The following is a 12,352-nucleotide window of genomic DNA, read 5'->3' as shown; positions in this document are numbered from 1 at the left end:
GGCTCACCCCCGCGGCATCTCGTACGGCTCGCCGCAGAAGTACTGGTTGAGGGAGTTGACGGCCGCGAGGATGAGCAGCCCGGCCCGGGGGTCGTTCCGCTGGACGTTGACCGAGATCGTCATACGCCTCCTCCCGGTGTCGTCGGCGAAGCCGAAGGTGACGTATCCGGGGATGGAACCGGTCGCGCCCCACTTCTCCCCGCAGGTCAGCGCCACCGCCTCCAGGCCGAGGCCGTACCGGGGGAACACCGGCGCCTGCGGGGTCCCCACCCCGGTCCGCATCTCCGCCAGCAGCCGCGGGCCGATGAGACGCCCGCCGAAGAGCGCCCGGTAGAAGCGGTTGACGTCGCGGCCGTCGCTCACCAGGCCGAAGGCGGCCCAGGCCCAGGAGGGATCGATGCGGGTGAGCGGCCGCAGCCCGTCCGTGTCCGCGCCTTCGGGCAGGTAGTAGCCGGTGGCGTGCGGGCCGTGGATGCGGGGGTCGGTGACCGGCAGGTAGGAGCGGGTCATGCGGGCGGGCCCGAGGATCCGCCGGTCCACCTCGGCGCTCAGGGTGTGGCCCGTCACCTTCTCCACCAGCATCCCCAGCACGATGTACCCGGCGTTGGAGTAGTGGAAGGCGCCGGGCTCCGGCCTCTCGACCTGCTCGGCGTACGCGACGAGCCGCTCGGGCCGGTAGGCGCGCCGCGCGTAGTGCCCGGGATCGGCGAACTCGGCGTGTTCCATGTAGTCGGCCAGCCCCCCGGTGTGATTGAGCAGCCGCCGGACGGTGACGCGGTCGCCGTCCCTGATCAGGCCGGGCAGCAGGGCGGCGATCGGGTCGTCGAGCCGTACCTTCCCCTCCTGGACCAGTTGCAGGACGACGGTGGCCACGACGCTCTTGGTCAGGCTGGCCACCCGGAACCGGGCCTGCGGCGGCATCGGGGCACGGGTGGTCAGGTCGGCGACGCCGCCGGTGCCGATCCAGGCGCCCTCGTCGTCGTCGACGCGGGCGAGCACCCCCGGAGCCCCGGCGGCCACGATCCCGTCCAGCGTCCTCCGCACCTCGGCCAGGTCGTCCCGCGGGCGCGTCGTCGCGTGGGCGGGTGCCGCGGCCCCGAGGAACGCGGTGACGGCCAGGGCGATCGCGACGGTACGTGACATCAGGGGGTCCTCATCGGTTCGGGGGAGCGGGCCGCCCGGCGGACTCCCGGCGGCGGCCGCCGGCGGAGGAGCCGCTTCGGCGGCCGCTGGCGGGAAGCGCTTCGGTGTCTTCCGGTGGGGGAGCGCTTCGGCGTCCTCCGGCGGCGTGGGAACGAGATCAATCCTCGGCGCGCGGGCGGGCGTCCGCCTCGTCGCCGAGATCGAGTTCCGGATGATCCCGTGGTCGCACACGGGTACGACCGCGGTGGGACGCGACGCCGGACGCCGGCCGGACCGGAGAGCAGGGGCCGGCCGGGTGTGCGATAGATTTCGTCAGGTGCCGTGATTGCCGCCACGACCGCTCTGAGCGGCGGTTTCCCGAAGGATCGTGATCGTTCAGTGAGCCCCGAATGAGCCCCGAGAGCGTCCCCGCGCCCCCGCTGCCCGTCGTGTGGCGGCCGAAGAAGGGACGGGCCGTGGCCTACGGCTTCGCCGGGCTGGTCATGCTGGGCGCCCTGGTGATGGCGTTCGTGCTGCCCGCGCCGTTCCACCTGCCCGACCGGATCGCGATGGTCGGGCTCGGCGGGGTGATCGCCTGGCTGCTGCACCTGCTCGGGCGGTGCCGGGTGGAGGCCGACGAGCGGGGCGTCACCGTGGTCAACCCGCTGCGGGTGCACCGCTACGAGTGGCCCGAGGTCCTGGGGGTGACGCTGATCGACAGCGAACCCTGGGCCAAGATCGACTTCGCCGACGGCGCGACCGTCGGCGCCATGGGCCTGCAGGGCTCGGAGAAGGAGCGGACCGTACGGCAGGTCCGCGAGCTGCTGGCGCTCATCCGGGAGCGCGGGGAGACCGACGAGCGCCACTGAGCGGCCCCGAACCCGCCGGAACCGGACACCGCCGGAACCCCTGGAAACGGGTGGGCGGGCGTAGCCTGATGTGGTGCGGTTGACCGACGTGCCGGGCCTCGGCTCGCCCGGCGAGCTGGCCGGGCTGCTCGACCGGCAGGCGTACCTCGCCGACGAGGGGCTGACCACCGCCGCCTTCCTGGCGCTGCGGATGGGCCGCCCGCTGCTGCTGGAGGGCGCCGCGGGGGTCGGCAAGACCGAGCTGGCCAGGGCCCTGGCGGCCGTGCTGGACGCGCCGCTGATCAGGCTCCAGTGCTACGAGGGCCTCGACGGCCCCCAGGCCCTCTACGACTGGGACTTCGCCCGCCAGCTCCTGCACCTCAAGGCCGCCGAGGCGGGCGGGACCGCCGACCCGGCCCGGCTGGAGACGGAGGTCTACGACCGGCGCTTCCTGATCGCCCGGCCGCTGCTGCGGGCGATCGAGACCTGGCCCAGCGTCCTGCTGATCGACGAGGTGGACCGGGCCGACGTGGAGTTCGAGGCGATCCTGCTGGAGGTGCTCTCCGACTTCGCGATCTCCGTCCCGGAACTCGGCACGATCCGCGCCGAGCACCCCCCGGTCGTCGTGCTGACCTCCAACCGCACCCGGGAGGTTCACGACGCCCTGAAACGGCGCTGCCTCTACCACTGGCTGGAGCATCCCTCCTTCGACCGGGAGGTCGCCATCCTGCTGCGGCGCCTGCCCGCCTGCTCCGAGACGCTCGCCCGGCAGGTCGCCGGCGCGGCCGGGCGGCTGCGCGGGGCCGGGCTGGTGAAGCCGCCGGGGATCGCCGAGACCCTCGACTGGACCGAGGCCCTGCTGACCCTCGGCGCCCGCGAACTCGATCCCGCCCTGGCCGCCGCCACGCTCGGCGCCCTGCTCAAGCACCGTGAGGACCACGAGGCCGCGCTCGGGGACGGGCTGTTCGATGACCTCCGCCGCTGACGGCCGCGACCTGGTCGCCGTCATGACCGGGTTCGCCAGGACGCTCCGGGCCGCCGGGGTCCCCGCCGACCACGCCAGGACCCAGGGGCTGCTGCGCGCGCTGTCCTGCCTGGACGCCGCCCGGCCCGGGGACGTCTACTGGGCGGGCCGGCTCACCCTGTGCGCCTCCGCCGAGGACCTCCCCCGCTACGACCGGGTGTTCGCGGCCTACTTCGGGGGCCTGCGGGCGGGCCCCGCCCGATCCGCGACGGTGACCGTCACCCGGCACGTCGCCACCCTCGGCGGCGAGTCCGGCGACGGCGGCGAGCGGGAGTCCACGGCGCGTCCGGCCGGGGCGAGCGAGCTGGAGGTGCTGCGCAACCGGGACGTGGCCGGGCTGACCGCCGCCGAGCTGGCCGAGGTGCACCGGCTGCTGGCCCTGCTCCGGGCCGGGCGCGAACGGCGCAGGTCGCGGCGGTCCCGGCCGTCGCGGCGGGGACGGCTCGACCCCGCCGCGACGATCCGTGAGACCCTGCGCCGCGGCGGGGAGACCGCCCGGCTGCGCCGCCGCGCCCGCCGCACCAGGCCCCGCCGGGTCGTCCTGGTGGTCGACGTCAGCGGCTCCATGACGCCCTACGCCGACACGCTGCTGCGACTCGGCCACGCCCTTCTCGCCGCCGAGCCCCGGGCCACCGAGGTGTTCAGTGCCGGCACCCGCCTCACCCGCGTCACCGCCGAGCTGCGCCGCCGCGACCCGGCCGCGGCGATGGACGCCGCCTCCCGCGCCATCCCCGACTGGAGCGGCGGCACCCGCCTCGGTGAGGAGCTGCGCCGGCTCCTCGCGCTGAACGACGCCCGCGGCGCGACCGTGGTCATCGCCTCCGACGGGTGGGAACGCGGCGACGTCTCGCTGCTGGGCGCGCAGATGGCCCGCCTGTCGCGGGTGGCGCACCGGGTGATCTGGGTCAACCCGCACCGGGGGCGGGAGGGCTACCGGCCGCTCACCGCAGGGATGCGCGCGGCCCTGCCGTACATCGACGACTTCGTCGCCGGGCACAGCCTGGCGGCGTTCGAGGAACTGGCCGCGCTCCTGGGAGGGGCTCATGCGTGACGTGTTGTCGCAGATCGTGCGGTGGTGGTCGGCCGGGGAGACGTTCGGCCTGGCCACCGTGGTGAGCACCTTCCGCAGCGCGCCCCGCCCGCCGGGCGCCGCCATGGCCGTGTTCGGCGAGGAGGCCGAGGGCAGCGTCTCGGGCGGCTGCGTCGAGGGCGCCGTCTACGAGCTGGCCCGCGAGGTGGCCGCCTCGGGCGCCCCGGTCCTGCAGCGGTACGGCGTGAGCGACGACGACGCCTTCTCGGCTGGTCTGACCTGCGGGGGAATCCTCGACGTGTTCGTCGAGCCGGTCTCGCGGGAGGCGTTCCCCGAGCTGGGGGAGGTGGCCGCCTCCGTCTCCGCCCGCGAGCCGGTGGCGGTGGCGACCGTGCTGTCCGGGCCCGGCCGGACCGGCGCCCGCCGGGTCGTCTGGCCGGACCGCGCCTCCGGCTCCCTCGGCGGGGACCGCCTGGACGACGCCGTCGACGACGACGTCCGCGGCATGCTCGCCCAGGGGATCACCGGGATCCGCCGGTACGGCCCGCAGGGCGAGCGGCGGCTCGACGACCTGGCGGTCTTCGTGCACTCCTTCGCCCCGCCGCCCCGGATGCTGGTCTTCGGCGCGATCGACTTCGCCGCCGCGGTGGCCAGGATCGGCAAGTTCCTCGGGTACCACGTGGTCGTCTGCGACGCCCGGCCGGTCTTCGCCACCGCCAAGCGCTTCCCCGACGCCGACGAGGTCGTCGTCAGATGGCCGCACGACTACCTGACCTCGATCTCCGTGGACGAGCGCACCGCGATCTGCGTGCTCACCCACGATCCCCGCTTCGACGTGCCGCTGCTGGAGGTCGCGCTGCGCACCCCGGCCGGCTACGTCGGCGCGATGGGCTCGCGCCGTACCCACGAGGACCGGCTGGAGCGGCTGCGGGAGGCCGGGCTGGGGGAGGCCGAGCTGGCGCGGCTGCGCTCGCCGATCGGGCTCGACCTGGGCGCGCGGACCCCCGAGGAGACCGCGGTGTCCATCGCCGCCGAACTGGTCCAGCTGCGCTGGGGCGGCTCGGGGCGGCCGCTCACCGGCGGTTCCGGGCGCATCCACGGGGACGGGGCCCGGCCGTGACCCCGGGGACCCCGGGGACCCCGGACCCGCGAAACCCGGACCCGGATCTCGGGGGCCCGGGGATCCGAGATCCACGGATCCGGGATCCGGGGCTCCGGGAGCCGGGCGGGTCCGCCGAGCCGGTCACCGCCGGGCTGCTGCTGGCGGCCGGGGCGGGCTCGCGGCTCGGCACGCCCAAGGCCCTGGTCGAGTTCCGGGGGGAGCGGCTGGTCGACCGCGGGGTGCGGACGCTGCGCGAGGGCGGCTGCCACCCGGTGGTCGTCGTGCTCGGGGCCGCGGCCGCGCAGGTGCGCGGGGCGGTGACGGTGCGCAACCCCGGGTGGCGCACCGGCATGGGCTCCTCGCTGCGCGCCGGCCTGGCCGCGTTGCCGGACGACGCCGAGCGAGTGGTGATCGCCCTGGTGGACCAGCCGTTCGTCGGGCCGGAGGCGGTGCGGCGGCTGATCCGGGCGGCGCGGCAGGGGGCGTCGGTGGCCGTCGCCGTCTACGGCGGGGCGCGGCGGAACCCGGTGCTGATCGCGAGGGAGCACTTCGGCCGGGTCGCCGCGATGGCGACCGGCGACGTCGGCGCCCGGCCGTTCCTGCGGGCCCACCCCGAACTGGTCGTCCCGGTGGCCTGTGACGACGTCGGCGATCCGGCCGACATCGACACCCCGGCCGACCTGTCGGCGCTGCGGGAGCGGTGACCCGCGCCGGACGGCGCGGGCCGTGCCGTACGCCGTGGGCCGTGCCGCGTGCCGCGCCGTCACGGCCGTGATCCGGGCGGAAGCTCCCGGACCTCCGGGACCTCCGGGACCTCCGGGACCTCCGGTGGGCTCCCGGAACCTCCTGGGACCTTTCGGGACCTCCCGGACCTCCCGTGGACAGAGCCTAGAAGCGCAGGGTGGCCACGGCCGCGCGGTGGTCGCTGCCCGCGGCCTCCTCGACGGCCGCGCCGGTGGCGGTCAGGCCGCGGTAGAGGATGTGGTCGGGCCGGGTGACGGGGAAGGACGCCGGCCAGGTGAAGCCGAGCCCCGACCCCGCCTCCTGCTGGGCGTCCAGCAGCGGGGGCACCAGGCCGGAGCGGTTGCGGTCGGTGGTGGCGGTGTTGAGGTCGCCGAGCAGGAGCAGCCGCCGGCTGTCGTCGGCGTCGACGATCCGCCGGACGTAGGAGAGGTTCTTGTCGCGCAGGTCCGTCTCGCCGGGACGGGCCGAGGCCAGGTGCATGACGTAGACGGTCACCCTGCCCTTGGGAGTGTTCACCACGGCCCGCAGCGCCCGCGCCCAGTCCAGGCCGATGTCCGCCTTGCGGGCCTCGACGATCGGGAACCGGCTCCACAGGCCCACCGTCGTGACCTGGTAGTGGTACGGGAAGGTCTCGCCGAGGGCCTTCGCCGCCGGGCCGCCCGGGGTGAGCTCCTGCAGCGCGACGAGGTCCCTGCCCTCGGCCAGGCGCTGTACGGCCCGCCCGGAGGCCGCGTTGGTCACTCCCACGTTGAGCGTGGCGACCGACAGGTCGCTCGGCCCGCCGGGCGGCCTGCGCAGCAGGGCGGGGCCGAACATGACCCCCCACACGGTCGCCGGGACCAGCGCGGCGGCGACGGCCTTCCACGAGCGGGCCGGCAGCGCGCCCAGCAGCAGGAACGGCACGGCGACGCCGAGCCAGGGCAGCCCGCTCTCCAGCACCGGCGTGAACCCGCCGAGATCCGGCAGGAGTCCGTGGCCGCCGAGGACCAGGGCGAGCGCTCCCGCCAACACGATGATCACCCGCTCGAGCACAGCACCGCTCCCCGCCCGTCTGATGATGATCCTCTACTGCCCCGAAACGCGTACGCTACCCGCTTCGCGGCGGGAAGGGGGGCGCTTGGTGGCAGGCCGGTGAGTCGATAGCCTGTCCCGCGAAGACAACGGAACATCATTCGGTTCTCCCGGGCCGTCCGGGAGGCCGGGCGATCCGGAAAAAAGGCCCGCGGGCGGGCCCGGACGCGGGCGGAAGGACGATCTCACGATGCGCATCGGCATGGCCCTGAACTACTCGGGGGGTTTCAAGGAGACGGTGGCCGAACTGGCCGACTACGAGAAGGCGGGACTCGACATCGTCTTCGTGGCCGAGGCGTACAGCTTCGACGCGGTGAGCCAGATGGGCTACATCGCGGCCAGGACGGAGCGGCTGCAGATCGCCTCCGGCATCCTGCCGATCTACTCCCGCACCCCGACCCTGCTGGCGATGACCGCCGCCGGCATGGACTACGTCTCCGACGGCCGCTTCACCCTGGGCCTGGGCGCCTCGGGGCCGCAGGTGATCGAGGGCTTCCACGGCGTGCCGTACACCGCGCCGCTGGGCCGTACCCGCGAGGTCGTGGAGATCTGCCGCCGGGTCTGGAAGCGCGAGCGCCTGACCTACGAGGGCAGGTACTACAACGTCCCGCTCCCCGCCGGCCAGGGCACCGGCCTGGGCAAGCCGTTGAAGATCATCAATCGCCCGGTCAGGGACCGCATCCCCATCGTGATCGCCGCCATCGGGCCCAAGAACGTCGAGCTGGCCGCGGAGCTGGCGGAGGGCTGGGAACCGATCTTCTACATGCCGGAGAAGGCCGCCGACGTCTGGGGGGCGTCGCTGGCCGCGGGAAAGGCCAGGCGTGACCCGGCCCTGGGTGAGCTCGACGTCATCGCCCAGGCGCCGCTGGCCATCGGCGAGGACGTGTCGGAGTGGCTGGAGCTGGGCCGGCCGATGGCCGCCCTCTACATCGGCGGCATGGGCGCCAAGGGCAAGAACTTCTACAACGACCTCGCCCGCCGCTACGGCTACGAGAGGGAGGCCGAGCAGATCCAGAACCTCTACCTCGACGGTAAGAAGGACGAGGCCGCCGCGCTCGTCCCGCACGAGCTGCTGGAGCAGATGTCGCTGATCGGCCCGGAGAGCCACGTCCGCGAGCGCCTGGCGGTGATGCGGGACTCGGGCGTCACCACGATCAACGTGGCCCCGCTGGGCCGCACGCACGCCGAGCGGGTCCGGCTCATCGAGAAGGTCAGGGACCTCACCGCCTGACGCCCCGCGCCCCGCGCGTCCGTGGAGCGCTGCGGGCGCCGCCGCGCGCCGGAGGCCCGCCGGCCCGTTGCCATACTCTGTTGAACAGAGTATGGTCTCGGTCGTGCCCAGAAGATCATCAGAGGTGAGCGAGCCGATGTACTTCGTGCTCGCCGCGCTGCTCGACGGCCCGCTGCACGGCCACGCGATCCTCAAGCGGATCGGCGAGCTGTCGGCGGGCCGGGTCCGGCCGACGGTCGGCACCCTCTACGCCATCCTCGAACGCCTCGCCGCCCGGGGAGTGCTCGTCGTCGACCGTGAGGAGACGGTCAACGGCCGGGCCCGCCGCTACTTCCGGATCACCGACGAGGGGGCGGCGATCGCCAGGAGCGAGGCCAGGCGCATGAACGAGGCGGCCGCCCTGGTCCTCGACCGCACGGCCCTCGCGTGACGCGGCTGGAGCGGGGCTACCGCAGGCTGCTCCTGGCCTATCCCGCGGGCTACCGCAGGGCGCACGGCGACGAGCTCGTCGACGTCCTGCTCGACACGGCGGAACCGGGGCGGCGCAGGCCCGAGCCCAGGGAGGCCCTGGGTCTGCTGATGGGCGGGCTGCGCACCCGCGTCGAGCACGCGGCGACGGGGCCCGCCCGGCGCGACGGCCTGCACCTGGGGGTCACCGCGCTGGCCGTCGCGAACCTGGCCGCGCTGCTCCCCTTCGCCGCCGCGATCCCGCTGTGGACCGCCCTGTCCGCCCTCGCCGTACTGGCCGTCCTGCGGGGGCGGGTACGGCCGGCCCTGCCCCTCCTGCTCCTCACCGGCGCGAAGGCCACGGCGATCGCGGCGGGGGTTCCCCTGTTCGACCACGCCCTGATGCCGATCGAGTCCGGCCTCCGGCCCCACGAGGGGTTGTTCGCCACCACCGGCCCCCAGGTCGTCGCCCTCTCCTACGCGCTCACCCTCGCCGGGTCGCTCGTGCTGGCGGCGGGCGCCCGTCCGCTGAGGACGCGCTCCTGGTGGTGGCTCGCGGTCGCGCCCGCCCTCTGCGCGGGTCCCGTCCTGATGGGCGAGTCGGTCTTCCCCGTCGGCGTGGTCCGGGCGGTCGTCGAGCCGGGGCTGCTGGTCCTGGCCGTCTGGGCGGCCCGCCTGGCGAGAGACCCGCGCTGGGGGGTGGCGGCCCTGGTCCACCTGCTCGCCGTCACCGTGGCGCTCGCCGAGCACGGGCCGTACCTGACCGTGCGGCACCTGGCCTACTGGGCCCTGCTCGCCCTCCCCGCCGTCACCGCCGTCATGGTGGCGCGCGGGCACCGTAGAACCGCCCTGCGCTGATCCTCCGGCGCGACATTCCTTCTCCCCGCCGTCACCGCGGTCCTGGTGGCGCGCGGGCACCGCAGAACCGTCCCGCGCCGATCCTCCGGCGCGACATTCCCTTGGAGATCTCATGAGAGTGCTCGTCACGACCGCCCTGACGCTCGCCGTACTGACCGGACACGCCGCCGCGGCGCCGGGCCCCGCCGCTCCGGCCACCGCCGACGCGGCGCAGGAGACGAAGTGGAAGCTGGAGCGGTTCAAGGCCGGCTGCATGAAGCAGAAGGGCTTCAAGTACACCCCGTTCGTCGAGTCCGGGCCCAAGGAGACGGAGACGCAGAGGAAGGCCGAGGCCGGCGACTACGCCGCGGCCAAGGAGGTCAGGACGAAGTACGGCTACCGGATCTTCGCCCAGTTCGTCTATCCCGACGACTCCGCCTCGGGCGCGCTGGTCGTCGAGGAGCGCGGGGAGGACCCCAACCCGGGGGCCCGCATGAACGAGACGCAGTTCGACGCCTACAAGGCGGCGGAGGATGCCTGCCTGGCCAAGGCGTTCAAGGCGGTCCTGAACAAGGACGTGAAGAACCGGATGGACGTGCTCATGAAGCACATCGAGCTCAAGAAGCGGCTCACCGTCCAGCGGCTCGACGGCGACGCCCGGCTGGTGAGTCTGGCCAAGCCGTTCGGCGCCTGCCTCAGGGGCAAGGGCTACACGATCGCCTCGCTCACGCCGAGCCACCTGGCCGACAGGGGGAGAAAGGCCGCGCTGGCGCAGGTCGGCAGGTTCGGGAAGGAACAGGGGAAGTCCTGGCCTGAGCTCACGCCCGCGCAGGCCAGGCCGTACCTCGCCGAGGAGATCGAGGACGCGCTCGACGACCTCGAGTGCGGCAGGGAGTTCTACGCCCGCTACTCGCCCATGAGCGCGGCCGTCGACCGGGAGGTGGAGGCGCAGTTCCCGTTGTGAGCCCGCTCCTGCGCCCGCCGCTCCGGTGATCTCCTGAGGCTCCGCGCCCGGGTGAGGACGCGGGGGAGGGCCTTCGGCGTGGGCGATCTCCGAGGGGCCCGGTTCCGGCCGGGCCCCTCGTCGTTCCTTGGGGACCCGGAGTCGTTCCCTGAGGAACCCGGAGTATTGACAAACCCCCTTATCTTCCATGAAATGTGAGGTGGATCACAGGGAAAGGGGGAATTGTGTGGCGAATGTGCCGGTTCTACCCCCTCGTGAGGTTCTTCCCGGTGATCGTGTGGCTCGTCGAGCGGCTGCACGTCGATCTGTGCCGTACCAGCAGCCGTCTCTGTCGCTGAACCCGGTCCACCCCCGATCACCCCCTTCTCCTCACCGGCACGACCGTGTCCGCCCCGGCGTGCCTTCTTCCGGAAAGTCTCACCATGAAGAAGTTCTCCTTCTCCCTGCAACTGCTGCTGGGCCTGGCCGTCGGCCTCGTCCTCGGCTTCGTCGCCCGCGCCGGCGACGTCGCCTGGCTCACCGCCACCCTGACCGAGGTCGGCAAGATCTTCGTCCAGCTCCTCAAGCTGGCCGTCCCGCCGCTGGTCTTCACCGCCGTCATCGTCAGCATCGCCAACCTGCGCAACGTCAACGGGGCCGCCCGGCTGGCCGGAAAGACGCTGCTGTGGTTCCTGGGCAGCTCACTGATCGCCGTCGCGTTCGGCATCGGCCTCGGGCTGCTGCTCAACCCCGGCCAGGGCGTCACCATCTCCACCGCGGGCGCCAAGGCCCCCGACCTGGAGGGCGCCGGAACCTGGGTCGACTTCCTGACCGGCATCATCCCGACCAACATCGTGACCTCCTTCACCGAGGTCAACGTCCTGCAGATCGTCTTCCTGGGGGCCGCCCTCGGCGCCGCCGCCATCGCGGTGGGGGAGAAGGCCAAGCCGTTCCTCGACATCAGCCAGTCGGTCCTCGAACTGGTCCAGAAGGCCCTGTGGTGGATCATCCGGCTGGCCCCGATCGGCACCGCCGGCCTCATCGGCAAGTCCGTGGCCACCTACGGCTGGGACCTGCTGGCCCCCCTCGCCAAGTTCAGCGCCGGCGTCTACATCGGCTGCGCCCTGGTCCTCCTCGTCAGCTACCCGCTGCTGCTGGCCCTCGCCGGCAGGGTCAGCCCGCTGACCTTCTACCGCAACGCCTGGCCCGCCATCGAGCTGGCCTTCGTCTCCCGCTCCTCGGTCGGCACCATGCCGCTCACCCAGCGCGTCACCACCGAGCGCCTCGGCGTGGACCGCGACTACGCCTCCTTCGCCGTGCCGTTCGGGGCGACCACCAAGATGGACGGCTGCGCCGCGATCTACCCCGCCCTCGCCGCGATCTTCGTGGCGCAGGTGTTCGGCGTCCCGCTCGGGGTGGGCGACTACCTGCTGATCGCGTTCGTCTCCGTGGTCGGCTCCGCCGCCACCGCCGGCCTGACCGGCGCGATCGTCATGCTCACCCTCACCCTCAGCACGCTCGGCCTGCCGCTTGAGGGCGTCGGCCTGCTGCTGGCCATCGACCCGATCCTCGACATGATCCGCACCGCCACCAACGTGGCCGGCCAGATGGTCGTCCCGGTCATCGTGGCCCGCTCCGAGGGCAGGCTCGACGAGGCGGTCCTCAACGCCCCGCCGCAGTCCCTGGACGAGGCCCCCGCCCCCGCCCCCGCTCCCACCCCCGGCCGGGCCGAGCCCCTGTCGGCCTGACGCACCCCGCCGGAGGGCGGGTCCCGGTCCGCCGGGGCCCGCCCTCCGCGCGTCCCGCGGCCGGTGCCCGGCGCGCGTACCGGCCGTCCCGCGCGCCCCGGTGTCCCGGACGATCCGGGCCCGCACGCGGGTGACCTCCGTACGGCGCCGCACCCCGCCCCGGCCGGGCGGCGCGGAGAGAGCCGCGGAACGGGCAATACCATGC

General features: G+C 73.9%; 13 protein-coding genes. 11 read left to right on the top strand and 2 right to left on the bottom strand.

What is annotated here, in order from left to right:
• Positions 1–3 precede the first annotated feature (3 nt).
• Positions 4–1,143 carry a serine hydrolase domain-containing protein gene (locus tag ACFYSC_RS00790; protein ID WP_389954758.1) on the bottom strand — a complete coding sequence of 380 codons (1,140 nt, stop codon included), beginning with the start codon at positions 1,141–1,143 and terminating at the stop codon, positions 4–6.
• A 389-nt stretch (positions 1,144–1,532) separates the two neighbouring features.
• Between ACFYSC_RS00790 and ACFYSC_RS00785 the strand changes: the two genes are divergently transcribed.
• The 5 genes from ACFYSC_RS00785 (at position 1,533) to ACFYSC_RS00765 (ending at position 5,830) form a co-directional block, all read left to right on the top strand.
• A complete protein-coding gene (locus ACFYSC_RS00785; protein WP_389954756.1) occupies positions 1,533–1,991 on the top strand; it encodes a PH domain-containing protein in 459 nt (152 codons plus the stop codon).
• Positions 1,992–2,064: 73 nt separating this feature from the next.
• Positions 2,065–2,955, top strand: a complete 891-nt coding sequence (locus tag ACFYSC_RS00780) for an AAA family ATPase (protein ID WP_389954754.1) — start codon at positions 2,065–2,067, stop codon at positions 2,953–2,955.
• Positions 2,939–4,045, top strand: coding sequence for a VWA domain-containing protein (locus ACFYSC_RS00775; RefSeq protein ID WP_389954752.1), 1,107 nt, complete (start codon positions 2,939–2,941; stop codon positions 4,043–4,045). The genes ACFYSC_RS00780 and ACFYSC_RS00775 overlap by 17 nt, the downstream gene beginning before the upstream one ends.
• Positions 4,038–5,144: an XdhC family protein gene (locus tag ACFYSC_RS00770; RefSeq protein WP_389954750.1), complete on the top strand. Its 1,107-nt coding sequence runs from the start codon at positions 4,038–4,040 to the stop codon at positions 5,142–5,144. Before ACFYSC_RS00775 ends, ACFYSC_RS00770 begins: the two co-directional genes overlap by 8 nt.
• A 77-nt stretch (positions 5,145–5,221) precedes the next feature.
• Positions 5,222–5,830, top strand: coding sequence for an NTP transferase domain-containing protein (locus ACFYSC_RS00765; RefSeq protein ID WP_389956272.1), 609 nt, complete (start codon positions 5,222–5,224; stop codon positions 5,828–5,830).
• Positions 5,831–6,014: 184 nt separating this feature from the next.
• Here ACFYSC_RS00765 and ACFYSC_RS00760 read toward each other — a convergent pair whose 3' ends face one another.
• Entirely contained in the window at positions 6,015–6,890 is an 876-nt protein-coding gene (locus ACFYSC_RS00760) for an endonuclease/exonuclease/phosphatase family protein (protein WP_389954748.1), read from the bottom strand.
• A 241-nt stretch (positions 6,891–7,131) separates the two neighbouring features.
• Here ACFYSC_RS00760 and ACFYSC_RS00755 point away from each other — a divergent pair, with 241 nt between their 5' ends.
• The 6 genes from ACFYSC_RS00755 to ACFYSC_RS00730 all read left to right on the top strand — a co-directional run bounded on the left by ACFYSC_RS00755 (position 7,132) and on the right by ACFYSC_RS00730 (position 12,147).
• Positions 7,132–8,172, top strand: a complete 1,041-nt coding sequence (locus ACFYSC_RS00755) for an LLM class F420-dependent oxidoreductase (RefSeq protein WP_389954746.1) — start codon at positions 7,132–7,134, stop codon at positions 8,170–8,172.
• A 103-nt stretch (positions 8,173–8,275) separates the two neighbouring features.
• On the top strand, positions 8,276–8,602 hold the full coding sequence (locus tag ACFYSC_RS00750) for a PadR family transcriptional regulator (protein WP_389954744.1): 327 nt from the start codon (positions 8,276–8,278) through the stop codon (positions 8,600–8,602).
• Positions 8,599–9,477 (top strand): hypothetical protein, encoded by an 879-nt coding sequence (locus ACFYSC_RS00745; RefSeq protein ID WP_389954742.1) that lies wholly within the window; start codon positions 8,599–8,601, stop codon positions 9,475–9,477. Before ACFYSC_RS00750 ends, ACFYSC_RS00745 begins: the two co-directional genes overlap by 4 nt.
• Positions 9,478–9,589: 112 nt before the next feature.
• Positions 9,590–10,420 (top strand): hypothetical protein, encoded by an 831-nt coding sequence (locus tag ACFYSC_RS00740; RefSeq protein ID WP_389954739.1) that lies wholly within the window; start codon positions 9,590–9,592, stop codon positions 10,418–10,420.
• 233 nt (positions 10,421–10,653) lie between these two features.
• On the top strand, positions 10,654–10,758 hold the full coding sequence (locus ACFYSC_RS00735) for a putative leader peptide (RefSeq protein ID WP_362934656.1): 105 nt from the start codon (positions 10,654–10,656) through the stop codon (positions 10,756–10,758).
• 84 nt (positions 10,759–10,842) lie between these two features.
• Positions 10,843–12,147, top strand: coding sequence for a dicarboxylate/amino acid:cation symporter (locus ACFYSC_RS00730; protein ID WP_389954736.1), 1,305 nt, complete (start codon positions 10,843–10,845; stop codon positions 12,145–12,147).
• The last annotated feature ends 205 nt before the right edge of the window (positions 12,148–12,352 follow it).

Origin of the sequence: Streptosporangium sp. NPDC004379, from assembly GCF_042873875.1 — a bacterium.
Taxonomy (GTDB): Bacteria; Actinomycetota; Actinomycetes; order Streptosporangiales; family Streptosporangiaceae; genus Streptosporangium.
This window is presented reverse-complemented; position numbering and strand designations above follow the sequence as displayed.

Bases quoted from the DNA above. Each gene is read 5' to 3' on its own strand.
- ACFYSC_RS00735 (WP_362934656.1), top strand. From the start codon at position 10,654: ATGTGCCGGTTCTACCCCCTCGTGAGGTTCTTCCCGGTGATCGTGTGG.
- ACFYSC_RS00770 (WP_389954750.1), top strand. From the start codon at position 4,038: ATGCGTGACGTGTTGTCGCAGATCGTGCGGTGGTGGTCGGCCGGGGAG.
- ACFYSC_RS00740 (WP_389954739.1), top strand. From the start codon at position 9,590: ATGAGAGTGCTCGTCACGACCGCCCTGACGCTCGCCGTACTGACCGGA.
- ACFYSC_RS00785 (WP_389954756.1), top strand. From the start codon at position 1,533: ATGAGCCCCGAGAGCGTCCCCGCGCCCCCGCTGCCCGTCGTGTGGCGG.
- ACFYSC_RS00790 (WP_389954758.1), bottom strand. From the start codon at position 1,143: ATGTCACGTACCGTCGCGATCGCCCTGGCCGTCACCGCGTTCCTCGGG.
- ACFYSC_RS00775 (WP_389954752.1), top strand. From the start codon at position 2,939: ATGACCTCCGCCGCTGACGGCCGCGACCTGGTCGCCGTCATGACCGGG.
- ACFYSC_RS00730 (WP_389954736.1), top strand. From the start codon at position 10,843: ATGAAGAAGTTCTCCTTCTCCCTGCAACTGCTGCTGGGCCTGGCCGTC.
- ACFYSC_RS00755 (WP_389954746.1), top strand. From the start codon at position 7,132: ATGCGCATCGGCATGGCCCTGAACTACTCGGGGGGTTTCAAGGAGACG.